The sequence below is a fragment of the Paenibacillus sp. NPDC093718 genome (assembly GCF_050279985.1).
In the GTDB taxonomy this organism is placed as follows: domain Bacteria; phylum Bacillota; class Bacilli; order Paenibacillales; family Paenibacillaceae; genus Paenibacillus_AQ.
Window position 1 is genome coordinate 141,396 of sequence record NZ_JBNNUS010000010.1, and the last position, 25,147, is coordinate 166,542.

The following is a 25,147-nucleotide window of genomic DNA, read 5'->3' on the forward strand; positions in this document are numbered from 1 at the left end:
AAAGCTACCATTCTTCCAGCTTTTTCAACATATTTCGACGGTATTTAACAATTTGCAGAATTCATCCTACAAAGTAAGCCCCCTTATCAAAGGGAGCCCACAATATTTTTCATTAATTTAATAAAAAAACATAAATAGCATTATGTTTCAACTATGCTTATTAATCAAAAACAACAAATAATTATCAAGATTAGACAATGACTCAATCTCAGAAGCCATAATCTCGAGCCCTTCTTCAATGTAACGCAACATATAATCATCGACAGCTTTTGTGTCAAGTAGTTGCCCCACCTTCTCGATGATCATGTGCTTATACAAAATGTAATCATTGCCGCGTGCTATTACACCCTCAGGAATTACAAATCTAGTTTTGCGGTCTTTCTTCTCAGGTGTTTTTTCTAGTGAAGCAATCCCTTTTACAAAGGCCAGCCGAAGGGCTTCTGGTCTTTTATCATTAAGCTCTAGTTCGCTCATTATTGTTATTAGTTTTTCTTCGCCTTCTATTGATAAAGGCATCCTGCCGTTTGCCATTTGCCCCTGCCCCTATTCAAATGTAAAATAACCTTCACTTACTTTTGTTGAATTCTCCACATCGTCATACTGCAACAAGTATGATTTCTGTACGAACGGTTCAATTTCTTCAACAAAGTCCTTTGTAATCTCCGTATCTGTGGTCAGAATAATTACCTGATCACTTAGATTAGTAAAGTAACGATTCACTAAATTTGCTCTGTGAATGCTATCCAGCCGTGCAAGCGGTGTATCGATTACAAATGGAAAATTGGTTCCAGATACTTTAGTGAGTGCCCAAATCATCGAAAGAGCGATTAACTGCTTCTCCCCTTCTGAACGCGATGTCAGGTCCACTTCACGATCGAATTCATCGTAGATTTTAAGAGCAAATTCATTAGGATCAAACTCTACCCTGTGCAAGTCTCTTTTTCTAAACAGTTTTAGTAGGATGGTCTCAATTTCGTTTTTTAATTGCTTTGCTTTTAAGATCGTGACCTGGTCAATGAATTCTTTTGTTGCACCAATCAAACGAGTCATAAGCTCCATTTTTTGTTCAACAGGACCAAGCTCGCTTTTTGTTTGCCTTTTTCTCGTAATCTCATTCAGCAACTGATGATGACGATCTTGGAGTTTTCTAATCGATTCGCTTCGTAGCTTTCTTGCAGCGTAAAGAGCTCCCAGTTCCTCAGAAATTTTCGCAAGCTTCTCATCCTCTTCTTCCGTATCAATAACATCGGGTGCGTCATTAAGTTGCTCGAGTAATTTCTGTAATTCTCCTTGAATTTTTATTCTTTTACTAACCAAACCTTTTACGTCGACATTACTGGTCAAGGATGAATTCAGAATCATCTGAAGCTCATTTTGCGAAAGGTCGTTTATGTGCACCACATTAATTGGCTCTACTTTTACTTCTTGGACCTGATTTACTTTAGCCCATACACTTTTGCCTTTCTCCTTTAGTTGCTCTTTCTGTGCGTTATTTAATGGCGGACTAACTTCAACATTTAGAATCTGCTTAATAAACCGATCATAAGGCGCAAAAATAGCTGCACTTTTAGTCATACTATTAATATAATTTTGTTCCTTCTTAATTCTTTGTTGTAGTTGCCTAACCACCGGCGCGGCAATTAGATTAGGTAGTGAGTTTCGACCAAATCTCTCCAAAGTGGTAAAAATTAACTTCAACTCGTTTTCAAGCTCTCCGATTTTCCTATTAATTTGTCCTTTTGTTACACTACTGTTGGCTAACTTCAAACGACGCTTTTGATTCAAATAAATTTTATCTTCATTAAGAAACTCAATTTTTTTCTCCTCTGGTTTCTCTTCCGATTTCAAAAGTTCCAGTTCAGTTGCACATTTTTGAAGTTCTTCAGATAGTTTCAGGAGATCCTCGTCCTTTACTGTTTTGGCAACAGATGATTCATCTTGATTTCGAATTTTAAATAAGTCTTCATAAAGTTGATTGTACAATTCTAAAGATACGATTTTTTGGATGGCTTTAATCGTCTCTTTCGTATCATGCTCCCCAACCAAATCCCTTATCTTTTCAGCGTCAAATATAAAAAACGGTGCTACATCGATTGGAATTCTCTGATCAATAAATTCATTAAATTCCTCTTCTGCGGTAGCCACTTCGCGTAACTCGTCGCCAGAAGCAACAAAAATCCTTCTGGATTCAGTGATTTCATTCTTTTGATCTTGCTTGAAAGTGATTTCAATAACATATGTTCCAGTCCGGTCAGTGAAGGAGAGTTGTATTTTACTTTCTCTCCCTCCCTCGCGATGGTATCTTCTATTTATTGCTTCATTCTTAATAATTTCATATTCATCTTTTGTGAACTTTCGTCTTCCATAAAAGCAAATAAAAAAAGCATTAATTAGTGAAGTTTTGCCTGCCCCGTTTAATCCACCAACCAATGTTATATTTTGATTATAAGCTGAGAACTCTTCTTTTTTTTTGTGAAGCTCTAACTTTTGTGCGCCGTAGTAAGGTCTGTAATTTTCAAAGGTAATATAATTAAAAATCATAGAATGCTGCGCCTCTCTTCCTCTTGCTCAACCCAATCCATGACCATCTCGGATATTCTGTCGAAAAGACCTCTTCTTTTCGACATGTTCTTATCAGCATATTCCTTTTCAATCCTGAATAATTCCTTTAAATAATGTGGCTCTATGTTATGTTTTCTGCATATTTCAATTAAGAGTTCATCTTCTTCGCTAAGCAAAGATGTCATTTGTGTAGCGGCCCCCCATACTATTATCAAATATACATTATCTATTTGATACGTTATAATTCTCATTATAGTAAATTAGAACCAATTTTACTAGGAGGAAAAACCTTGAGGATACTATGTTCACCCGATACTGAAGATATTGAAACATATATAAAATCAAGTTTTGAAATTGGTAGAAGATCACTTCATCTTGTACCTACTATGATCTTATATCGGAGAAGATTAAAGTTTTACTTATCGATTCTTAGGCCTTTATTTAACCAAGCCCAAATAAGTTCTAAAGAAATTGATATAGAAGAAGCCGTTCGACAATATGTTGATTTGTTTGAAGTTGACCAATATATAAAACACAAGCTCATTTCCTCTTCCAACTCATCGACACTGTCTAAATCTGAGGCTACTGTAATTTTGGAGCGAATCGTAAATCAGATTCCAGAAACCAACAATTTAAGCTGGAAATCAGTAATCTATGATTTAACAAACACATTTATGGATCTGAGTTTGACAGGACTTAGCATAAATACTCTGCGAGGTTTCGATACTAGTAAAAAGTGGAGGATAGCTCTAGACATATACGAATTGTATCTTGAGGAATTGAGACAAAAGCAACTAACTGATTACGGGATTTCAGCTAATTCGAAAATTAATGAATTAGATATTTCCAGGTACGATGAATTATTTTTAGACGGGGCATTTCTCCCGCTTAGTTCTAAACACCAACGAATTATAAATAAATTTATTGAACTAAATAAGCCAATCACAATCTTTCTACCTTATGACTTATCAACACCAGATCAGCCGGCTTCAAAAGTAATTGAAGATATATATCAAAACTTCTTACCAAAAACACAGTGGGAATCGATTCAAGATAAAACAAGATCAAATTCCTTCTTCATTGATCGGTTACCTAAACTCATCTTTAGAGATACACCAGAAACAAAGCTTGATAACTCTTTATCGATTTTAAGATTTGGTACCTTGGAAGAAGAACTATCTTACATCATGCGTCATATTTACGTTTTGATTAAGTACAAAGAAGTAAGTCCGCGACAAGTGGTCATTGTGACGCCAAATGCAATGGAATTGAGACCTTTAATTAGAGAAATATCCGAACAAAACAATTTAAAAGTTAGGTTACCTCAACGGCCTTTCATGCACCTGGCACAAGGAAAAGCCATTAAATATTTATATGACATCCACACCGATATTCGTAAGTTAAGCGAATATGATTCATATTTAAATACAACGATGTTTAAAAATTTCATTAGTGGCATCCTAATAAAATGCGATGTAAGGTTATCCGAATCTTTCGAAAAAATTGAAAGTTTTTTTGAAGACTGCATCTCTATTGCAGATTGGAGAGGCGTTTTAACTTCACTTGCTACAACGAAGGCTCAACTTATTCCAGAAAAATATCCACATCATCCTGTAAACAGTGTCGAGCTAAAAGACTTAAATGATATATTGGCGGTTATTCAAGCACTTGAGGACATAAGCTTTTTCCTGGTTACCGTTTCAGCAAGGACTATTAAGGAACATGTGGGCGTACTTATTCAGCTTCTTCAAAAGGATAATAGATTTATTGAACTTGAAGGTTCAATTTTACAACGAATTACTAAGATAACAGAATCTTTAGGAGCGCAAGAAAGGATCCCCATAACAGCCATCGAATTTGGTGAACGAATATCTGCATTATTTTCCGAACAGGAAGATTTTGAGGATGGCGAAAAAGCAAATGTAGAAGAGGAAGACTCCGATATTTTTCTTGACCGTGAGATTCTAGTGACTGGTCCAAATAACGTTGAGTTTCAAAAATATGAATATGTATATGTTTGTCGCTTTACACAAGATGTCTATCCTGAACCGAAGAAGTTCGATTGGCTTATAAGCAAGGAGATCGAGCACAAAATTATAAGCAATACGACTTGTTTCAAGCCCCCATCTTCAAAGGAGCTAGAAAACTTTTATTTGAACCGTTCTCTGTACCACATTCATTTAATGTTTTGCGCGGCAAGAACGCAACTAACAATATCATATTCACAAATTGATAACGGTGTTGCCCTAACTCCTTCTCATTATTTACATGATATTTCTAAGGTCTTTGGCCTTGAGGAAGATAATAAGCTCGAAAATAAAAAAGCACCGGATCTCGAAGATCTATTGATTAAATCACATGTATTAAAATCTCCAAGCAGTATAAAGCCATTATCACAGAATGAAGTCGAACCGCAATTACTAACTAAAACATTGGATGAGCGTGATTTTACTGTCGAGGAAATCGCTATTTATAGATATTGCCCTCGTCGGTTCTATTATCAGAATAAGTACCAAAATGAAAACGTATATTCACAACTCTTTCATTTGCAGTCTTATGCTTCATCTTGCTTATATGAGAAATCAGTTGAGCTTCTGGTTTTAAACCAGCCTAAAGCGATTCATGAAATGATTGATCAAGGCAAACAGCATAAGCTTTTTTTAGAGAGGACGAAAGATTATCGGTTGGAAGCTGAGAAGCTAATTCGCCCCCTTTTTCCATTAAGTAATCGCCTTTGGAGTAACGTCATATCCCAAACTGACTTTTTTTTATCAACCTTAATGAACTTGGTTTTTGACAACACCTATATAAGGGAATTTAGAAAAAGTGGGAACAACAATATTACCATTCAGTTTTATCTTTCTAATCATGAAAAGCAAATCAAAATAGATGGATATACTTTTACTGCGACGAAGGAACTAGAAGTTCAATATAATAACGGAGAAATTCATCGATATTCAATCTCAAATCGAAAAGACATTCTTTCGTTTTCTTCAAACGACCATGAAGAAAGAGAACATATGAAAGAGATCAAAGAGTGGTATAAACGGTTCAAACGAAGCTTTTATAATGATACTGCTACAGCCCAAATGATCCTTACGGAAATAACAAATAAATTAACAATAGGCGAGTTTTCTAAGAATACAGGTGGACATTGTAAATATTGCACCTTTAATAAACTATGCCATGAACGTGAGGTTGACATATGATAACATCAGAGCAAAAAAGAGCTATTGAATCAAATGCTAAGTTTATTTTGGTAAAGGCCGGTGCAGGTACAGGAAAAACCGAGGTATTGAGTCGACGTATTCTAAGGCTTTTAGAAGATGATCCTCAACTCAGTATAAAAGATATGGCAGTTATTACATTCACAAACAAAGCAACGGAGAACCTCTTATCACGTTTAAAACTCTATCTTTACCATCAATGGAAATCTGCACCGAATAAAGAGACTAAGCAACGTTACCGTTACGAACTAGAAAATCTGAATGCTTGCCAAATTTCTACGATTCATAAATTTTGCAAATCAATTCTTGATATAGCCGGGCCCATCCACTTTCATGATTTTGATTACTCACCAAATTTTAGAGTAACCGAAGCATCCATGATTCAAGCACTTGATCACACTTTCGAAACTTGGTTAACTCAAAGATTATCAGAAAATAAGGAAGTTTTTCATGAAAGATTTATGCCTTTTCATCAATTAAGGAAGACGATCCTGGATACTTACAAAATGATTCGCTCACAAGGTCTGGCCATTGAAAAAGTTATAAAACTAACAAAAGAAAGTCTTATGCTTGAAACTGGAAATTCTCGATACATTAAACAGGAGATCGTAGATCTACTAGAGTTATTGTACAAGAATCACCAAGAATTTCGCCTACAGTCGCTAGATCCTGACAACCTTTTAGAATATTGCTATAAGTTACTCACAAGAGATTCAGATGTTGCAAACTCTGTCAAAAGTGGCTATAAATATATATTTGTTGATGAATTCCAAGATACGTCCCTTTATCAAACTGGAATTATCCGAAAACTCTGTGATAACGATCCTAATAGTCCAAAACTATTCGTAGTTGGAGATATCAAACAATCCATTTATCAATTCCGTGGTGCGGATTTATCCTCCTATGCATCAGTCGAGAAATGGATTGGAAAAAGCGGTGATGTCCTTACATTATCAACAAATTTTCGTTCAACTGGGGAACTTGTTATCTTAGTTAATACACTTTTCAAGAAAATTAAGGAGAACTATCCTGAGATTCAATTTAAACCTGAACCACTTCAATCAAATCATAAACCACAAGAACCCATTTCTTTAACGGAAGCTTACAACTGGATCTTAGCAAAAAAGGGAGAGTCACAGCCTAAGTTGGTTGCTCAGTATATTAAATCCGAAATTGAACGCGGCGTATCACCTGGTGAATTTGCAATTTTGTTTAGAAAGAACTACCCTATGATAGAGTTTGCTGATGAACTTGCTCAATTACAAATTCCCTTTCAGTTGATAGGAGCAGGTAATTTCTTTAACCAAAGAGAGATCGTTGATACTTATAAAATTATAAATTTCTTACTACAACCCAAGAAAAATATCAATATCGAAGAAGCGTTAGAAACAATATACTTCAATTTCAGTAAAAATGAGTTGGATAGATTTTGGGAAGACATTAAAGAAAGTATCAATAATCGAACTCCCGCACAAATACTTGATTCGATATATCAGTTTACGAAAATCAGGGAACGACTCATTGTTACATCGCCTCAGGCAGCAGCAAACTTAAATAAATTAAAAGAACTTACTAGAAATCTTAACGTAAAAGAGAATATACAATTGTATGAATATCAAACATGGCTCCACGCTATGATTGCTAGTCATAAGGAAGAACAACAGTCAGACATACCAACCGGAGAAAACTCTGATTCTGTAACTTTGATTACGATCCATAAGGCTAAAGGTCTTGAGTATCCGACAGCCATTCTCCCTGGGCTCGAAGAAACTTTAAGTAAAGCAGTTTTACAGCCCGCTGTTGTGTATAACAAAGCAACAGGGTTAGAATTCTGTTACACTCCATACTACGGAGACAAAACAATTAGACTGCCTAGTCCTAATTATGACGCAACTGTTGAAAGCTACAAACAAGACTTATATTCCGAAGAGCTTCGTGTTCTTTATGTAGCCTTAACACGAGCAGAAAAAAAATTAGTGCTCGTTGGTAACGAACACTCTGCTAAGAACTCAATTTGTTTCCAGAATTGGTTGAAGCTAATTTAATTATGATAGGTACAAATAAATTTACCCTCAGGAGCTTTCTTAGATAGTTGGTCTAAGAAAGCTTCTTTTTTTCTATTCCATTGTATATGTTTAAAGTCGATAACAAAAACTTGGCCCCATTCATTATCTTCCACCAAAGTATCCTCATTGTCTAAAGATAACAGGTCTATAAATCCGCCACATGAAGCTAGCAATAAACCCATATCCTCAAAAATCATTTTTATCTCTTCTGAGATTCTTCTCTTTTTGAGAAAACGGTCGGTATCATAATACACTGCAACTTTTTGGTCGGTATTCTTTCTAAGCCATTCTCGAAGCTCCGTACAGATAAATAAGACTTCATCAACCAAACTAGGAAAAGCACTTAAAGTATATTGGGTAAAGTTTTGTTGTGAGTGATCTTGAACTTGATATTCCGGATATAGAAGCAGTTTAACTTTATTAGAAACCTCAGCTGAAAGGGGGGCAATCGTAAATATTTCAGTTATTACTCGGACTATTTTCTCAACAAGATAGCCTCCGTTTAAATCTTGTCTGCAAAGGACAAATTTTCCGGGCATTACCGAAGTTATTCTGATCCTTTCTATTTCATCAGGTGACAATCTAGTAAAAAAACATAAGTGCCCAACAGGGAAAATAAGCTTCCCCTGATTATTTCCTCTAGAGTGAATCAATTCTTTATGATTTAAAAATAAATTAATTAATTTAAAACCATACTCGCTTACTTGCTTGAGGGGAGATGGTACCCTCTTTTCTCCCATTTCTGAATTAATTACCCAATAATCCGGAGCCAATGATTTTATCGTTTTACTTGTCCAATCCTTTACCTCAATAATGATTACACCATGAAATTGAGAGTACAGGACAATGTCTGGACGAATGTCTTCAATTAATGGTTCATAAAATATGATCCACGTATCATCGAGAAAATTACAAAGAAGGTCAATTAGTTCCTGTTCACCAGAAGTCCTAGAGTCAGGAAACTCAGGGAAGATTTGAGCCACTGTAAGATCAACTTCTTTCTTTTCATAAGCGCATAAGCTTTTGCTAGAATTCCTGCACTCATACTATAATCTTTTTCAAGGATTTTTACAGAGTTTATCAATTTAAATCAAGTCATAAATTTCGAAAGTGATATACGAACTGATGAACGCCTTAATAAAATTTTCACTTCACTATATTAATATATGTATTAAGATTAAGATCTATCTGGATCGAACTTATCGCCGACATCGATTAAATACACTCGTTCTTGGAATCCGCCTCGAGCTTTCGCCTTCTTCTCTCTCAAGACTTCAAGCTCCTCCCATGTTGCTCCATGTACGACCGCCAACGCCCGGATAACCTCGAGCATATCTGCAAGTTCTTCCAACGACTCCTTTGAACTTTGAGCGATAAGGTATTCCTCCGACTCTTCTTTGAGCTTTATGATCAATTCTTTCTTATACTCCTCCTCATCTAAGATCCGTGTGCGAAATTCTTCACCTGTAGATTCAATGATTTGAGGAATAAGATCCCGAACTAGCTTATTGTAAACCGGCATAGATTCTCATCCTTACATGGTTAATTATGCATCTGTATTGTATCATAACATTTCACTCAGGAAGCGCTCCTGAACTCGGCATCAAGTAATTCGTATCTTATTGCTAATTGGTGCATCATATCGTATATCAACAAATAACTGCTTCATGGTTTAAACGGACGAGGAATAACCAATAAGTCGGAATACATCTTCTATATTAAACTGCCTAAGATAATGTAATAAATCAACACTGCATTTTTCGATAGTATAATTTTCTGGATTCAATAATGGTTCCATCGACACAATAAACTCCCCCTTATTACTTGAACAACATGTCGTATTTGATCTGCAGTACGATGATAACGTCGGATATTACAATAATAGCTTAGAGCAGTTATTATTAACATTCTAAATAAGATCATTTGCATTTCATTCGTTGTACAGGCAGTATCCTGCTTAAGCTCCTCATCCACTAAGGAAAAACCTATCATTGATTTACCGCAGCCGTATTGATATGGACTTACGATTTGCTGCAGTCATATCATTTGGCTCACCTGTTCCTCATGATATTTTAATTATACTAGAAAAAGGTACAACCACCTCATTTCCCGAGGGGTGTACCTTTCCTAGAGCAAAGAACTTAACGTTAGATGTATTCAAACTAACCAATCAATTTCTACCACTTCATTCTCAGCAATCTATACCGTCCCTAACCAACACCGCCACACTCTCCACATGCACCGTATGGGGAAACATATCTACCGGCGTTACCTCTACCGTCCGATACCCGCCATCCTCCAGCACCCGCAAATCCCTTGCCAGCGTGGACGGATTACAACTCACATAAACTACGCGCTCCGGTTTCATCTCAAGGATCGTCTCCAGCAATCGCGGATCACAGCCCTTACGTGGCGGATCGACGACGATGACATCCGCCTCGATACCTTGCTCTTTCCAGCGTGGAATCACATCCTCGGAAGCACCCACCTCGAACTCCACATGCTTCATACCATTGAGCTCGGCATTTGCACGCGCATCCTCGATCGCTTCCTTCACGATCTCGACCCCATACACCTTCTTGGCATGTTGGGCCAAGAACAGGGATATCGTCCCAATGCCGCAATAGGCATCGATCACGGTCTCTTCCCCGGTTAATCCGGCATACTCCACCGTTTTACCATACAGCACTTCGGTCTGAGCCGGGTTCACCTGATAGAAGGAACGCGCGGAAATCGCGAACTTCACATCGCCGATATAGTCATGGATGACCTCACGCCCCCACAAGACACGAGTTACATCCCCGAAAATAACGTTCGTTTTACGTGTGTTCACGTTCTGACAAACGCTTACCACGGCAGGGAGCTCTTCACGGATCGCAGCGATCCACTCGTTCACGCGCGGTATCCGCTCGCCGTTCGTGACGAGCACAATCATCATCTCCCGGGTAGCAAAACCGATCTTCACAACGACATGGCGAAGCAGGCCCTGACCTGTCTCTTCATTGTAGGCGGTGATGCCGAGCTTCCGCCCGATGGCTTTGACGCGGCTGACGACCTCGTCGTTCTGTTCGTGCTGGATGAGGCACGTCTCCATATCCACGATCCGGTGGCTGCCGCGGGCGTAGAAGCCGCCGACCAGGCCGCCTTCCGTTACGCCGATCGGCACCTGAGACTTGTTGCGGTAGCGCCAAGGCTCGCTCATACCGAGTGTCGGCCGCACGAGGATCCCCTCTTGATCTGAATCAACGCCGGACACGGCAGGATTGGTCCCATTGGAAATCTCAATGTCCCCTCCACCATCTGTGCCACTCCGCTCATCGCCCCCACGCGTCTCTCCAGTACCTTCCGCCTCACGCGCCACCCGCAGCTTTCCTATCCGCTCCAGGTTGTCCACCACCAGCTGGCGCTTCCACTCCAGCTGTCCGGCATAACTCATATGCTGCAGCTGGCAGCCGCCGCATTGGTCGTATATCGGGCATGGGGCCGCGATGCGGTTCGGGCTTTGCTCGACCAGCTCCAGCAGCTTGGCGTAGCCATACTGCTTCTTGGTCTTGAGCACCTTCACCCGGGCCTTCTCGCCCGGCAGGGCGCCCTGAACGAACAAGGTGTAGCCGTCCGCACGGCCGACTCCTTCCCCGTCATGATTCATTCCTATAATATCGATCACGACCTCGTCGTTCTTGGCCACCGGCAGGTCCAGGAGGGCCGCCGAAGCCGCCGGCTTGCCGCTGCGGCGTGTGTCGCTTCCCTTGCGGTTCTTCTTCATGATGTGCTGTTCACTTCTTTCCGTTCAACTTGTCCCTTACTACTCTATATTCCCCATCGGAGACCCATCCATAATCAATGCGGATGATCTTCCGTTAACCTTCATCCGCTTAAACAACAAAAAGCTCCCCCAAGGGAGCTTAGCGCACAAGCTCACGTCCATCATTATACGGGAGCCTCGTATGTTATTCAATCCATTCAGCCTGCAAATCCAATCATTTACTTACAAGAGCCTGGAGTCTAAGCGGCGATCCCCGGCCTGTTCCATCTCGTTCAATGGCCCATCTCAGCCAAAAATCCTTAAATGCTGCGGCAGGACGCGGAACGTGCCCGGCAGGACGCCGCCGAACTCGCCGTCCAGGTTCAGCTGAACCGGTCCCGGGGAGACAACCTCCATATAGTCGGTGCGGAAATGCACGACCCGCTTATCGTTGATATGCTCACCGCGCAGGGCGAGCGTAGCCACGCGTACGAACTCCGCCAGATTACACTTGCGCAGCGCAATGACGTCGAACAAGCCGTCGTCGATGCTTGCGCCCGGTGCGATTTTGTCGAAGCCGCCGACCGAGTTGCTGTTGGCAATAAGGAACACCATGAACTCGTCATGGATCGCCGGATGACCGCTGGCGTTGATGATGAGTTCCTGCGGCGCGAGGCTGACCATTTTCTCGATCCCCTTCAAATAATACGCCAGCTGCCCGATCATCGTCTTCAGTTTGCTTGGCACCTCATATGTGAGCTCGGTCAGCGTACCGCCGCCCGCGATATTGATGAAGTAGCGATCATTCGCTTTACCTACATCAATCGGACGTGTCTCGCCCCGAATCACCAGATCGCAATACTCCTCCCAGTTCTTCGAGATGCCGAGCGCCCGCGCAAAATCGTTTGTTGTGCCCAGCGGGAAAATACCGAGCGGCGGAAGGTTATCCCTGCCGGCCATCCCGTTAATGACCTCATTCAGCGTACCGTCTCCGCCGGCTGCGATCACAAGATCGTATCCGCGTTCGACGGCATCCGCCGCTTCACGGGTCGCATCCCCCTCTCCGGTTGTTGCATGACAGGAGGTTTCGATGCCAGCACTGTCCAGACGGTGCAATATATCCGCAAGCCGACGCTTCATTTCCTCCCGGCCGGAGGTTGGGTTATAGATTAACCTTGCATTTCTCATGAACGATACGCCACCTACTTATGATTTCAAGGATAGAAGAAGAAGTTTGGCCTGCGACTCCATCCACTGCGGCAGCAGCGGATGCGGAAGCAAGGTTCTGCCGGAATATCGGCATTCCAGCCCCTCGAGCCGATCGGGTATAACCTTCTCCGTAAAATACCCCTCACTTAAAAAAAGCGGAGCTACGATCACATCGCAGCCGCGCTCCATCCATGCTGTCACCTTGTCCCGAACATCGCCGGGACTGAGTAAAGCATAATCCGCGCTTGTTCCGCTTACCTCGCTAACTCGCTGTGCCAAAGAGTTAATACCCTTTTCCCAGCGGCTGCGAAACAGATCATGCCGGCTGCCGTGTCCGACGAGAAGAATAACCTCCTTCGCCGGGTTCACGGACAGCTCCTTCACCTTATCCCATACCATGGCCGCAATCTCGGGGTCGTCGTCCATCGGCGTACCAAAATGAACCCGGGACTGGACCCGAAACGGCGCCAGGTCCGTCTCCATGTCCGGAACGGCCTTCGCTCCTATAGCATAAGCTATTTCGTCGACATGTGTGCTGCCGGACGAGACAAATAGCGGAATGACCACAATGTCGGTGACACCCTGGTCTTCCAAGGCCGTGATGCCGTCCTGAATCAGACGGCCCTCTACCAGCTCCAGGTACGAAGAGACGACCGGTATTTCCATATCGGATGCCAGCTTCTGGACGGCTTCGTCCACAAGCGACACCCATTTCTGTTCACGTGAACCATGACTAATAACCAGCACACCCGGTTTCGTCATATCTTAACGACCTAAACGCTCCAGCGTCATTTTATATCCGTCATTGCCGTAGTTCAGGCAGCGCTTCACACGCGAAATCGTTGCGGTGCTGGCTCCCGTTTCTGCTTCAATCTGGTTGTATGTGCATCCCTTGCCCAGCATGCGCGCCACTTCCAGCCGCTGCGACAAGGACTGAATTTCGTTAACGGTGCAGAGATCATCGAAGAATACATAGCACTCTTCCACACTGCCCAGGGTTAATATCGCTTCGAATAATTGATCGATGCTTTTATCATTTAGCTTCTTTAATTGCACTGGATGATCATCCCCTATTGTTACTGTGTATAACACTCGCACTCCCATTGTACCCGAGCGGATATAGTATTTTCAAGCATTAACGATTTCACGCACTACAGGACAACCATTACCCAGAGGCAGCATCCCTTATACACACTCACATTTCACCGTTCCAGTGCTCGCCAAAATCTTCCTGGGCGATCGCCCGATTCCGCTCCTATCCCGAAAATCGGGACATCCGCCTAAACCCATCGCCCGCCCGTATCATACAGTATAGTATCTTAACTCAAAAAGGAAAGTGATATCATGACGCGACATTCTCACTATTATCACCGCCGACCCACTAATAACCAGCGCTCCCTCAATGAATATGAATCACTGCCGCAGACGCCATCGCCATACCCTGGCATTACTCCATACACCGATTATCCGGAAGTGGGTGAAACCGCGTTATATCCATATACCGACGGTGTAACCGACATGGAAGCTTCAGCTTCGGCTCTGGCTCCATCCACGAATTCCGGCGGCGGCGGTCTGGCAGGTCTCCTTGGCGGAGGAGGCGGCAGCGGTGGTGGAGGCGGATTAGGCAAGCTCCTCGGCGGGCTCGGGGTCAACAATATGAGCGACATCAAGGGCCTCATCGATCGGATGGGCGGCATCGACGGCATCGTCAACAACATTGGCAAGGTACAAAAGGTCATGCAGGGCTTCCAGCAGCTTGCTCCCATCGTCTCTCTGCTTGCAGGCGCACTCGGCAAGAAGAAAGGCGGAGGCGGCAGCGGATCCTCTCCAAGCGCATTTACGGACCAAAATGAAGACGGCTACGAATATAAACCGCGAAGACGCCGTTCCTCGGGAAGCCGACGCCGCTCCGGCTCGCGCAAAACATCCGGTAAAGGCAGACGTCGCCGTTAACCTATGTAAATCGGTAAACTGTAAACTATACCGTGAGTTTCAGAAACACCGCAGCCTCTGGTCATCGAAGGATATCTGTCACGATGGGTTTAGCAGATACGTTTAAAGCTCACCATAGGCGGGATCATCGGAACCATCATACATCATGCAGCAGGCTCCAGTCGGTTACCCTAGACTGGAGCCATATCCTTTTAATCAACACTATGATATCCTCATCAGCGCGTCCAGTCCCCTTCGGGGCCATCTTCTTTATTCTCGACGCTTTCGAGTGATTTTAACCGAAACCAATACGATCCGCGCAGACCGGAACGCAGCAGCATCATAATGCTGCCCATCAGATACAGCACGGTCGGAATCCGCTTCATATGGGGATAGAACATGAGTATGCTGCCTGTGATGAACAACAGGCCGGTCGCAATCTCGCTGATGACCATGCCCACCTCATAGCGGTTCGTCACGGCGAGCTTTCGTTTTCGTTTCCAAGCCAAGCGAAGCATCCGGCGCCGCAGCCGGGAACGCAGAGGCTCATCTGGATGATGCGATGAACGCTTCTTGAGATGTGGTTTGAGCCTGAGTTTCATATGCAGTCCCTCCTCTGCAAGCCTTTACCCCTTACGGAGGAACAAGAAACCCCAGTGATTTAGCATTGGCTTATGGTGCTGGACAACCTTCTCCCATTTTAGAGAACCGGAACCTCTCTATTTAAACCAGCCTCTGCGCATAAACCACATTACCATGCCCCCGCCAAGGATAAACATGAGAATCAGCACGAAGAAGTATCCATAATGCCACTCGAGCTCCGGCATGTTCTCGAAATTCATCCCATATATCCCGGCAATCAGGGTGAGCGGCATGAAGATGGTTGTGATCACCGTCAGCGTCTTCATGATGGTATTCATCCGATTCGAATTCACCGATATGTAACTGTCCCGAAGATCCGCCGTCATCTCGCGGTCGGCCTCAATCATGTCCGCCAGCTTTAGCAGATGGTCGTAGATGTCGGAAAAATACGCATGGTGCGCGTGATGCTCCAAATGTTGCGAGTTCACGATCCGGTACAGCAGATCCCGCATCGGCACGACCGTCCGCCGCAGGCGAAGCAGCCTCGAACGCAGCGCAAACACCTGATTCATCAGCTCCTCCACCGAATCCTTCTCACCTCGGCTCTCCAGCTCCGCCAGCTCATCCTCGATGGCAAACAGGCTGGGGAAATACTGGTCCACCAGCTTATCCATGATCGTATAAGCCGTGAAGCTCGGGCCGTCCTTGCCCAGCGGACCCTTGCTGGCGACTGAGAGCACGCGGTCCCAAGCCTCATCCATTTCGGGCATGGCTTTCTCGTGGAAAGAGACAACAAACGAAGGTGCGAGAAACAGATCCACCTCAACCACTTCCAACGTATCCTTCTGGAGGGCGTGTAAGACCAAGAACTGCATCTGTTCGTAATAATCCAGCTTCGGCCGCTGCAGGATGTGCATGCAATCCTCCACCGCCAGCGGATGAAAGTGAAAATAGCTATCCAGCTTCCGGGCCTCCTCCAGCGTGGGCTCACTGAAATCGACCCAGATCCAGACATAATCCTCGATTCGAATCTCTTCAAGTGGAAGCCCGATTACTGCTTCATAACTTGGCGTAATAGCTAGCGTGCGAATCATGATAAGCACTCCTTCCTATGCACCTTCGGTTTCGTTAAACAAAAAAAGCCAATCGATTCCTGATTGGCCCCACAACTATCCATGATCTATGTGTAATTACGTTTTAGAAAAGAATTTTAAAGATGACTCCTGCCAGTACAGCCGTAATCGGAATCGTAATAAACCAAGTCACTACGATGCGCCCTGCCAGGGACCATTTCACGGCGGAGAAGCGTTTCGCTGAGCCTACGCCGAGAATCGCCGACGTAATGGCATGCGTCGTACTGATGGGCAAGTGAAGCAGCGTAGCCGAGAAGATGACGGATGCAGCCGAGAAATCCGCGGCGAAGCCGTTGATCGGCTCGATTTTGAATATTTTCGTACCCATGGTCTTGATGATTTTCCAGCCGCCGACCGAGGTTCCGAGCGCCATCGCTGTCGCTGCGGAGACTTTAACCCAGAAGGGTACTTCCATCTCCTGCAATTGACCGGAAGTGACGAGGGCAAAGGTGATAATCCCCATCGCCTTCTGCGCATCGTTGGTACCGTGCGTGAAGGACTGCAGCGCTGCCGTAAAGATCTGCATCGTACGGAAGCCTTTGTTCACCGTATGCGGACTACGCTTGGCAAAGATGAACTTCAGCACCTGCATGACCACGTAACCGATCACAAACGCAAGAATAGGCGAAAGGACCAGCGCCAATACGATATCCTTAAACCCGCCGTAATTCAGCATGTCGCTGCCCGCGCCGACGAATACCGCACCCGCCAGTGCCCCGATCAGAGCATGGGAAGAGGACGAAGGCAATCCGAACCACCAGGTAACCAGGTTCCAGATGATGGCTGCAAGCAATGTTGCAATAACTACCTCGATCCCGTTATCCAGCTTGGTCGGATCCGCGACGCTGCCGCCGATGGTTTTGGCAACGCCCGTGAACATCATCGCGCCGACGAAGTTCATGCTCGCTGCGAGCAGTATGGCTACCCGCGGCTTCAAGGCCCGGGTCGATACCGACGTTGCAATGGCATTCGCCGTATCGTGGAACCCGTTGATGAAGTCAAATGCAAGCGCCAAAAAAACAACAATTACTAATACTAACATCGTTGTATCCATTGTTCAAAGACTCCCTTACGAGTTGCGCATAATGATGGATTCCAGCATATTTGCCACGTCTTCGCAGGTGTCCGTGGTCGTTTCAAGTCGTTCGTAAATCTCTTTTTTCTTGATCAGCAGAATCGGGTCAGAGACGGTGGCGAACAGATCCTTGATACAGATGCGCAGCAGCTCGTCGCCTTGGTTCTCCAGATCGTTCAAGCGGATCGTGTACTCACGAATAGCCAGAAGTTTCTTCTGAGAGAGCAGATGTATAGCCTTCTGAATCTCGTAAGCCGATTGACGCAGAATTTCGGCGAACTGTACCATGTACTCGTCAGGTTTCCCCAAATTGTACATATAGAACCGGGATGCCGTTGCTTCCAATCCGTCCATCACATCGTCCATGCTGGTTGTCAGGTCCATAATATCGTCGCGTTCGATTGGCGTGATAAACGTTTTGTTGAGTTCAGTAATGATGGTATGCGTATAGGTATCACACTGCGACTCGTACTTTTTCATTTCATTGGCAAATTCAAGCACATCTTCAAGATTGGAAACGTGCTGCGAAAAATAGTCTGCGGCTTGTACCACCGTATCGGCCATATTCTCCAACGTTTGGAAGAATATATCCTTCTTCTTCAATTTCATACTCTTAACCCCTTTTTTCGATAAATTGCCGCGAACGCCCTCAAAAGATAGACAACCTTGACTATCTTATCACATCCATGGCAGGGTGTGTATAGAAAAGTAACACTCAAAAATGTAAGGAACTAACAAAAAAGAAGATGCATGGATATCGCTTCATTTCCCTTGCTTATTAACATCTCCGACTGAGTGCAAATTATCCCGATATGCATCCAACATCCGCTTCTTATACATCAAGGATTCGTAATGGTCACATGGCTTTCAAAAGAAGGCGAATTCGGCACAATGTTGAAATACGTCGTTCCCGGCACTAACGGCACTTCCTTGCCGTCCTTCACAAAACGGATCGCATCGCCCGCTGCGCGTACCCACTGCCCTTCGATGACTTCTCCGCGCTGGAACAGCATCGCTTTCCCGCCCGCTTCCACATTCACGGCAAGCCGGCCCACATCATCCAGCACTTTATGATCCGCCCCGAGCACGATTACATTCGCAGCCTCAAGCTGAACGTTATCGTTGAGATCCACATGCGGCGAGCCATTAACCCACCGTTTGTACGTATTGGACGAACCGTCATACTGATAAGCCACCACATAACTGTCTAGCAAAAATTTGATTTCTACCTTCTCCCCGGGTTCACCGGAAATAACCTCCACAGGCGCCGTTCCCTCTGCCCCTTCGCCGCTTGCAGCCGTCGGCTCCGAATAGAACGAATATTGTGGCACCTTCACGTCGTTGCCATAGTTAAGCTTGGCCGCTCCTTCACGGAGCTTCTCGTCGCTGGAATACAGATTATGCGGCGCTTTGCGTTCCTTGTCTCTCCAGAAGAAGGAACCTGCATTTCCGATCTCGTCCATATCCTGCTTGCCTTGCTTTTGGATGATGCTATAAGCTTCAGGGCTGCCGCCCGCGTGGACCAGAACGCCGCCGTAGCTCTCGCCAAGATTGATGAGATAAGGACGAATGCTGCGAATCGGCCCGATCTTCTCAATGCCGCTCTGGCTTTGGAATATGCCGATCAGTCGCGTGATCCCTCCCTCCGCCAGCACTTCATACACCATATCCGCTTGTCCCAGACCCGACTGCGGCCTTGCCGCCGGTGCGTTATTGATCATAACCGCCAGCGGACGCTGCGTCAGTGACGCTTCTAACGGCATTCCTGTCAGCGGTGCCTTATATGGAGAGGGCGTTTCCTCTTGAGGCACTTCGACCGGCTGCTCGATCGGAGCCTCCACCACCGGTGCCGGAGCAGGCTCCGCCTGCTGTTTATCGCCTCCGCAGCCCGACAGCATAAGCACTGTCGCCATCGACATTAAGCTTGTCCTCCACGCGAATTTTTGGAAAGACAAAGACCCTTTGCTAAACATATGGTTTCCCCCTATGAACGCTCCCATTACTTATTACCCTAAATTTCCAACCTATTTCCCCAAAATTTCCAACCGACAATCCAACTTTAGTTTACATTTAATCACAAAATCCGTGCTTTGTCTGTACCGCGCTTTGTCTGTATATAGAAGGGATACAATCCTGAATATCAAAGGTAACCCGACTTCTTTAAGCAAGTCTTCGGGTTCACTGAAAAAAAAGACCTGACAGCGCAGGTCCTTTTCTTCTTTGCTTAGTCAAAATGAAATATTTGTACATGTGTCTTTTGAGTTGATCTGAATTTCCCTCTTTTTTTATCTCTTAAATTAAGGTCTTCCATAAATTAGTATATTTTTTTAATATTTTCCACAACCCTTTCCTGTTTCTAGGTGTTTATATTATTAGATCCACAATTAGTAAGGTTCAAAATACAAAAATGTGAGGATTTATTATGTTAAAGAAAATCATGAGGCTGGCTTTGACGCCATTACTTGTTATGGCACTTACTCTTAGCGGAGTTGGTATGGCATTCGCAGCGCCTGAAGAAGGATTATCCGATCTTCAAATTCGAGAAAAGTTGGATGAAATTAACGATCGTTATGAGGTCGGAGAAAAGTTTAGTGAGGAGGATGCGAATTTTGTGAAGAAGCATGCTACTCCGGTCTCTAAAAAGAGTATACAGTCCAGCCTATGGCAGAAGGTAATAAAATTTTTCCTGATTCACTTGGTGTTGTAGGTGAATTTGGATTTATCAAATATAACACCGACCCTTTTGGAGGATCTTTTAATGGTCTCATTAACACCCAGACTTCTGACCTCAGTAAACGTAGCAGTATTGGAGTTGAAGCAAGAATTACTGTTTATGGTCTTATAGGTGATAAGGGCCCCGTTAAAATTTTTGAAAAAGCTTATGATAGACACGAAAACAATGCCAAATATGCTTCGCGTGAATTGGCTGATAGCTACGGAGGCCTTAAAAAGGAAATAAACCAAAAATATAAAAAAGGCGCCCATAGCCAGGGCGCCTTTTTTGGGCAAAGATAACTCCTATTATTTTAGGAGCAACCACACATCAATGACAAGGCTTGTTAAAGTAAGAGGTCACCGATCTTGACGGTTCCTTCGATTTCTCATCGCCGGCATCCTTTTCCCCTCGTTATTCCGTATGGCCCGAAATCCTGTGTATTGACTGTATATTCATGTATCAAAACCCTCATACATATTGCCTTCTAAAAAAGAAATCAATTTAAGGACGCTGTTTCATTCCTTTTAGCGTTTCCATATCTCCGCTTACAATCGCGCCAATATACTGGTTAATGAGATCGATATCGAAGTCCCACCATTTAATCTCCAAAAGTTCTTGAATGGCTTCGGTGAATAACGTTGCTTTATTTCCCTAGCAGGATTTCCACCGACAATGGTATAGGGTTCAACATCCTTCACGACCACAGCTTCCGCGCTGATGATAGATCCGTCGCCGATTCGCACCCCCGGCATAATCGTGGCGCGTCTGCCGATCCAGACATCGTTACCAACAACCGTATCTCCTTTTATCGACAATTGATTTAGAGAAGGGGTGCGTTTCTCCCACCCATGTCCGAAAATATTAAACGGAAAGGTTGACCCATCCATCCTGTGATTGCCGCCATCCATAAGAAATCTTACTTCAGGAGCGATCGAACAGAATTTCCCAATGATCAACTTGGTCCCGATGACCTCATAATGATACAATACTTGAAATGTTCACAACTTTGTGATATTCATCACATGTAATGTGAATATTTTCACTTATAATAAAGACATAGAGAAGGTGATCACTTCCCAAGGCAACAAGAATCGACAACATCGCATCAGAAACAACGTTATAACCCGTTAATCCCAAAAATCAAAACTCATTTAAGGAGTGGTTTATATGTTTAACAATTGGCTGAGAACGAACAAAGTTGCAATGTGGCTGCTGACCTTCATCCGGGTCTATATCGGTTATGAATGGCTGACAGCAGGTTGGGGCAAATTGACAGGCGGCGGATTTGACGCAGGTGGGTTCCTCCAAGGCGCGATTGCCAATGCAACCGGCGATCACCCCGCCGTCCAAGGCTGGTGGGCAGCGTTCCTCGAACATGCGGCATTGCCGGGCGTGAAACTCTTCAACATCATCATCCCGCTCGGTGAATTCCTGGTAGGTCTCGGTCTCATTCTCGGTACCTTCACCACCTTCGCCGCCCTGATGGGACTCGTCATGAACGCCGCGTTCCTCTTCTCGGGCACTGTGAGCACCAACGCCCAAATGCTGCTGCTTGAAGTACTGATCATCGTCGCCGCTGCCAACGCCGGTAAAATCGGTCTCGACCGTTGGGTTCTCCCTTACCTTCGCGGCCTGTGGAATAAAATGACCCACCGTGATCATGAACCCAAAGCACCGACGACTCATCTGAAAAAACGCACAGCTTAACCTCATAACGATCCATACAAAGACGTTGGAGAATTCCGGTTCTCCATCGTCTTTTTTTCGTGCCAAGAACCTATGCCAAATCGCAGTCTATGCGAATACTGTATTTAAATACAGATTTTTGCAAATATGAATAATTTGTGATGATGCGACATTATATAGATCGTTGCTGTTTTTTCGGCTTCCGTCGTGATTACGATTTTCAAATTCGCAAAAATCTGAAAACAAAAAAGAGAATGATTATTCATTGGAGGAGTGGTGCTGATGTTTATTCAATGGTTGCAATCCAGCAAAATCGCAATGTGGCTGCTGACGGTCATTCGGGTGTACGTCGGGTATAAGTGGCTGACAGCAGGCTGGGGCAAGTTAACGGGGGGCTTTGATGCGACCGGATTTATGCAAGGGGCCATCGCCAAATCCACGGGTGAGCACCCTGCGGTTCAGGATTGGTGGGCCGTATTTCTCAAGCATGCCGCGCTGCCCGGCGTCAAATGGTTCAACGTCATCGTTCCACTGGGCGAATTCCTCGTCGGGCTTGGCCTCATTCTCGGCACCTTCACTGTGTTCGCTGCGCTGATGGGGCTCGTGATGAACGCTGCGTATCTCTTTTCCGGTGCCATCAGCATCAACGGTCAGCTCCTGCTGCTCGAATTCCTGATCATCCTCTCGGCTGCCAACAGCGGAAAGATTGGAATCGACCGCTGGCTCATGCCCTACCTCCAAGATAAACTCACGCGCAAAGCAAAAATCAGCAGCGACCCCTCCTCTCTACAGAATCAGGCGGTTTGATTTTACAAGGGATGTGGGAGATTAGGGGCAGTATAATCACAGAATAAAATCAAGCAGATCGCTTTATTCCCCAGTAATATGAATGGGCTGCTGACTCCTCAGATCCTCAGTTGAGACCGACACTTACGTCATGTCTAAACATGAATGATTGATGCTCCTCCTCTCTCCGACCTCTTACAGCTTGGCTTACCTCTATAAAACAACGGGTGACCGATGCCACCGGTACCGGTCATCCGTGTCTTATAACCATTTTGCCCCAAGTAACGATTTCACACCGAACCCAGCGGTGCTAGCGATAGCTATCTCCCAATGCGTTGCATCTTTATCTTCACGCACCAGGTACTAGGTGCTGCTTAGCGCATACTGCTTACAGCTTGCTGGATTTCCTTTTGCTGGCTTTGTACTACTAGCTTTATTTATTCCATATTACTTACTAATCACCTGTTTACTACCCATTTGCCTACTTCCACAATCCTCCACACACCATGCTTACCACCACATATCCTACCGCGTATGTTCTCCTCACTGTCCCGTGTTTCTCCTATGTCTCTTCTATATATTGCACCTGTGCTCCCCATCGCTTATCATCTGTCACTTACCCTTGCCAACTCACGATTTTAAAGTTTTTTATGATTTTTATCACAAATGTGACTTTAATCACATATATTGTGATTTATTTCACTTATAATAAAGACATGAAAGAGATGATCATCTTCCTAAAGAACAACATCGCAGAACTTTAACACAACCGAGAATTGGCAAGGAAGCTTTCATAAAAAAGAAATCATACTTTTAAGGAGTGGTTTATATGTTTAACAACTGGCTGAGAACAAACAAATTGGCAATGTGGCTGCTGACCATCATTCGGGTCTATATCGGTTATGAGTGGATGACGGCAGGTTGGGGTAAATTGACAGGCGGATTTGATGCAGGCGGTTTCCTGCAAGGCGCGATTGCCAAGGCAGCCGGCGATCACCCCGCGGTACAAGGCTGGTGGGCAGCGTTCCTCGAACACGGCGCACTGCCAGGCGTGAAGCTCTTCAACTTCATCATCCCGCTCGGTGAGTTTCTCGTAGGGGTCGGACTGATCCTCGGTACCTTCACTACCTTCGCCGCTCTGATGGGACTTGTGATGAACGCCGCATTCCTCTTCTCGGGTACGGTGAGCACCAACGCCCAAATGTTACTGCTTGAAGTGCTGATCATCGTCGCTGCTGCCAACGCCGGTAAAATCGGACTCGACCATTGGGTTCTCCCTTACCTCCGCGGCCTGTGGAACAAAGTGATGCACAGAACAACTAAAGGCGATGGCACCACGCACACACCATTTAAAAAACAAACGGCATAACCTGGGTATGCAGCTGTAACCAAAAAACTAACCTAATTGATTACACAGCCCGACTTGAGCAATCAAGCCGGGCTGTTTTTGTTGTGGCATACGTTGGAGGTTTGTTGTAAGTTGGAGGTCTGTTGCGTTGGAGGTTTGGCATACGTTGGAGATCTGGGATATGGGTCGAGCACTGTCATACATTTGAGCGCCATACATTTGAGCGTTGTACTTACGGTCGAGCGTCGTATTTACGGTCGAGCGTAGTTCATACGGGCACTGCCTAGTCACTTACGATTTCAGCGGACTCAGATGACCTTATTTTGACCAAAAGCACCCTTTCTTTGACTCGAACGGACCAGAGATCCGTTATTCACCAAATGAGGTCCTCATTTTCCCGATTATCTGCTACTTAACGGATCGTGTGTCCGATAAACCCATAAAAAGCGAGCGTATTGCGAAAATAGCGGATCTCAGGTCCGAAGAGCGCTGTACTCACGTTCGAGCGTCGTACTTACATTCGAGCATAGTTCATACCGGCACTGTCTAGCCACTTACAATTTTAGCGGACACAGCGGACCTTATTTTGACCAAAAGTACCATTTCTTTAACACGAACGGACCAGAGAGCCGTTATTCACCATATGAGGTCCTCATTTTCCCGATTATCCGCTACTTAACGGATCGTGTGTCCGATAAACCTATAAAAAGTGAGCGTATTGCGAAAATAGCGGATCTGAGGTCCAAAGAGCGCTGTACTTACATTTGTGCGTCGTATTTACGGTCGAGCGTAGTTCATACGGGCACTGTCTAGTCACTTACAATTTCAGCGGACTCAGCGGACCTTATTTTGACCAAAAGTACCATTTCTTTAACACGAACGGACCAGAGATCCGTTATTCACCATATGAGGTCCTCATTTTCCCGATTATCCGCTACTTAACGGATCGTGTGTCCGATAAACCCATAAAAAGTGAGCGTATTACGAAAATAGCGGATCTGAGGTCCAAAGAGCGCTGTACTTACATTTGTGCGTCGTATTTACGGTCGAGCGTAGTTCATACGGGCACTGTCTAGTCAC

At 44.5% G+C, this 25,147-nt stretch carries 22 protein-coding genes and 1 pseudogene; 8 read left to right on the plus strand and 15 right to left on the minus strand.

Features of this window, described 5'->3' with window-relative positions:
* Positions 1–147: 147 nt before the first annotated feature.
* The 3 genes from ACQKPA_RS26000 to ACQKPA_RS26010 are packed head-to-tail and all read right to left on the minus strand — an operon-like array spanning position 148 to position 2,747.
* Positions 148–531, minus strand: a complete 384-nt coding sequence (locus tag ACQKPA_RS26000; protein ID WP_427495372.1) for a hypothetical protein — start codon at positions 529–531, stop codon at positions 148–150.
* A gap of 12 nt (positions 532–543) precedes the next feature.
* On the minus strand, positions 544–2,541 hold the full coding sequence (dndD, locus tag ACQKPA_RS26005) for a DNA sulfur modification protein DndD (protein WP_427495373.1): 1,998 nt from the start codon (positions 2,539–2,541) through the stop codon (positions 544–546).
* A complete protein-coding gene (locus tag ACQKPA_RS26010; protein ID WP_427495374.1) occupies positions 2,538–2,747 on the minus strand; it encodes a DNA modification system-associated small protein in 210 nt (69 codons plus the stop codon). Before ACQKPA_RS26010 ends, dndD begins: the two co-directional genes overlap by 4 nt.
* Before the next feature lie 105 nt (positions 2,748–2,852).
* On the opposite strand from ACQKPA_RS26010, the gene ACQKPA_RS26015 reads away from it, so the two are divergent.
* Both ACQKPA_RS26015 and ACQKPA_RS26020 read left to right on the plus strand, forming a co-directional pair.
* Positions 2,853–5,771 (plus strand): hypothetical protein, encoded by a 2,919-nt coding sequence (locus ACQKPA_RS26015; RefSeq protein WP_427495375.1) that lies wholly within the window; start codon positions 2,853–2,855, stop codon positions 5,769–5,771.
* Complete coding sequence (locus tag ACQKPA_RS26020; RefSeq protein WP_427495376.1) at positions 5,768–7,834, plus strand: UvrD-helicase domain-containing protein; 2,067 nt, start codon at positions 5,768–5,770, stop codon at positions 7,832–7,834. The genes ACQKPA_RS26015 and ACQKPA_RS26020 overlap by 4 nt, the downstream gene beginning before the upstream one ends.
* Here ACQKPA_RS26020 and ACQKPA_RS26025 read toward each other — a convergent pair.
* The 6 genes from ACQKPA_RS26025 to ACQKPA_RS26050 all read right to left on the minus strand — a co-directional run bounded on the left by ACQKPA_RS26025 (position 7,831) and on the right by ACQKPA_RS26050 (position 13,865).
* The gene (locus tag ACQKPA_RS26025; protein WP_427495377.1) at positions 7,831–8,838 is read right to left on the minus strand and encodes a nuclease-related domain-containing protein; all 1,008 of its coding nucleotides are present in this window, start codon (positions 8,836–8,838) and stop codon (positions 7,831–7,833) included. The genes ACQKPA_RS26020 and ACQKPA_RS26025 overlap by 4 nt on opposite strands.
* Positions 8,839–9,032: 194 nt before the next feature.
* The gene (locus ACQKPA_RS26030; protein WP_427495378.1) at positions 9,033–9,377 is read right to left on the minus strand and encodes a nucleoside triphosphate pyrophosphohydrolase; all 345 of its coding nucleotides are present in this window, start codon (positions 9,375–9,377) and stop codon (positions 9,033–9,035) included.
* 669 nt (positions 9,378–10,046) lie between these two features.
* The gene (rlmD, locus tag ACQKPA_RS26035) at positions 10,047–11,621 is read right to left on the minus strand and encodes a 23S rRNA (uracil(1939)-C(5))-methyltransferase RlmD (protein ID WP_427495379.1); all 1,575 of its coding nucleotides are present in this window, start codon (positions 11,619–11,621) and stop codon (positions 10,047–10,049) included.
* 285 nt (positions 11,622–11,906) lie between these two features.
* Positions 11,907–12,788 (minus strand): diacylglycerol kinase, encoded by an 882-nt coding sequence (locus tag ACQKPA_RS26040; RefSeq protein WP_009592325.1) that lies wholly within the window; start codon positions 12,786–12,788, stop codon positions 11,907–11,909.
* Positions 12,789–12,806: 18 nt separating this feature from the next.
* Positions 12,807–13,571 carry a sirohydrochlorin chelatase gene (locus tag ACQKPA_RS26045; RefSeq protein WP_427495380.1) on the minus strand — a complete coding sequence of 255 codons (765 nt, stop codon included), beginning with the start codon at positions 13,569–13,571 and terminating at the stop codon, positions 12,807–12,809.
* 3 nt (positions 13,572–13,574) lie between these two features.
* Entirely contained in the window at positions 13,575–13,865 is a 291-nt protein-coding gene (locus tag ACQKPA_RS26050) for a YerC/YecD family TrpR-related protein (RefSeq protein ID WP_053489879.1), read from the minus strand.
* A gap of 288 nt (positions 13,866–14,153) precedes the next feature.
* Between ACQKPA_RS26050 and ACQKPA_RS26055 the strand changes: the two genes are divergently transcribed.
* Complete coding sequence (locus tag ACQKPA_RS26055) at positions 14,154–14,762, plus strand: hypothetical protein (RefSeq protein WP_427495382.1); 609 nt, start codon at positions 14,154–14,156, stop codon at positions 14,760–14,762.
* A gap of 215 nt (positions 14,763–14,977) precedes the next feature.
* On the opposite strand, the gene ACQKPA_RS26060 is transcribed toward ACQKPA_RS26055, so the two are convergent.
* The 5 genes from ACQKPA_RS26060 to ACQKPA_RS26080 form a co-directional block, all read right to left on the minus strand.
* A complete protein-coding gene (locus ACQKPA_RS26060; protein WP_427495384.1) occupies positions 14,978–15,343 on the minus strand; it encodes a YrhK family protein in 366 nt (121 codons plus the stop codon).
* Between the two features lie 117 nt (positions 15,344–15,460).
* Positions 15,461–16,417, minus strand: a complete 957-nt coding sequence (gene corA / locus ACQKPA_RS26065; protein WP_427495385.1) for a magnesium/cobalt transporter CorA — start codon at positions 16,415–16,417, stop codon at positions 15,461–15,463.
* Positions 16,418–16,520: 103 nt separating this feature from the next.
* On the minus strand, positions 16,521–17,510 hold the full coding sequence (locus tag ACQKPA_RS26070) for an inorganic phosphate transporter (RefSeq protein ID WP_427495386.1): 990 nt from the start codon (positions 17,508–17,510) through the stop codon (positions 16,521–16,523).
* Positions 17,511–17,525: 15 nt separating this feature from the next.
* A complete protein-coding gene (locus ACQKPA_RS26075; RefSeq protein ID WP_427495387.1) occupies positions 17,526–18,140 on the minus strand; it encodes a DUF47 domain-containing protein in 615 nt (204 codons plus the stop codon).
* A gap of 230 nt (positions 18,141–18,370) precedes the next feature.
* Positions 18,371–19,450 carry a DUF3048 domain-containing protein gene (locus ACQKPA_RS26080; protein ID WP_427495389.1) on the minus strand — a complete coding sequence of 360 codons (1,080 nt, stop codon included), beginning with the start codon at positions 19,448–19,450 and terminating at the stop codon, positions 18,371–18,373.
* Positions 19,451–19,953: 503 nt separating this feature from the next.
* Here ACQKPA_RS26080 and ACQKPA_RS26085 point away from each other — a divergent pair.
* Positions 19,954–20,238, plus strand: a complete 285-nt coding sequence (locus ACQKPA_RS26085) for a hypothetical protein (RefSeq protein ID WP_411552975.1) — start codon at positions 19,954–19,956, stop codon at positions 20,236–20,238.
* Positions 20,193–20,546: a hypothetical protein gene (locus ACQKPA_RS26090; protein WP_427495390.1), complete on the plus strand. Its 354-nt coding sequence runs from the start codon at positions 20,193–20,195 to the stop codon at positions 20,544–20,546. Before ACQKPA_RS26085 ends, ACQKPA_RS26090 begins: the two co-directional genes overlap by 46 nt.
* 202 nt (positions 20,547–20,748) lie before the next feature.
* Here ACQKPA_RS26090 and ACQKPA_RS26095 read toward each other — a convergent pair.
* Positions 20,749–21,239: pseudogene (locus tag ACQKPA_RS26095) on the minus strand (CatB-related O-acetyltransferase); the annotation flags it as partial.
* 175 nt (positions 21,240–21,414) lie between these two features.
* On the opposite strand from ACQKPA_RS26095, the gene ACQKPA_RS26100 reads away from it, so the two are divergent.
* The 3 genes from ACQKPA_RS26100 (at position 21,415) to ACQKPA_RS26110 (ending at position 24,088) form a co-directional block, all read left to right on the plus strand.
* Positions 21,415–21,954, plus strand: a complete 540-nt coding sequence (locus ACQKPA_RS26100) for a DoxX family protein (RefSeq protein ID WP_427495391.1) — start codon at positions 21,415–21,417, stop codon at positions 21,952–21,954.
* Between the two features lie 261 nt (positions 21,955–22,215).
* Entirely contained in the window at positions 22,216–22,740 is a 525-nt protein-coding gene (locus tag ACQKPA_RS26105) for a DoxX family protein (RefSeq protein ID WP_427495392.1), read from the plus strand.
* 808 nt (positions 22,741–23,548) lie between these two features.
* Positions 23,549–24,088, plus strand: a complete 540-nt coding sequence (locus ACQKPA_RS26110) for a DoxX family protein (RefSeq protein WP_427495394.1) — start codon at positions 23,549–23,551, stop codon at positions 24,086–24,088.
* Positions 24,089–25,147 lie beyond the last annotated feature (1,059 nt).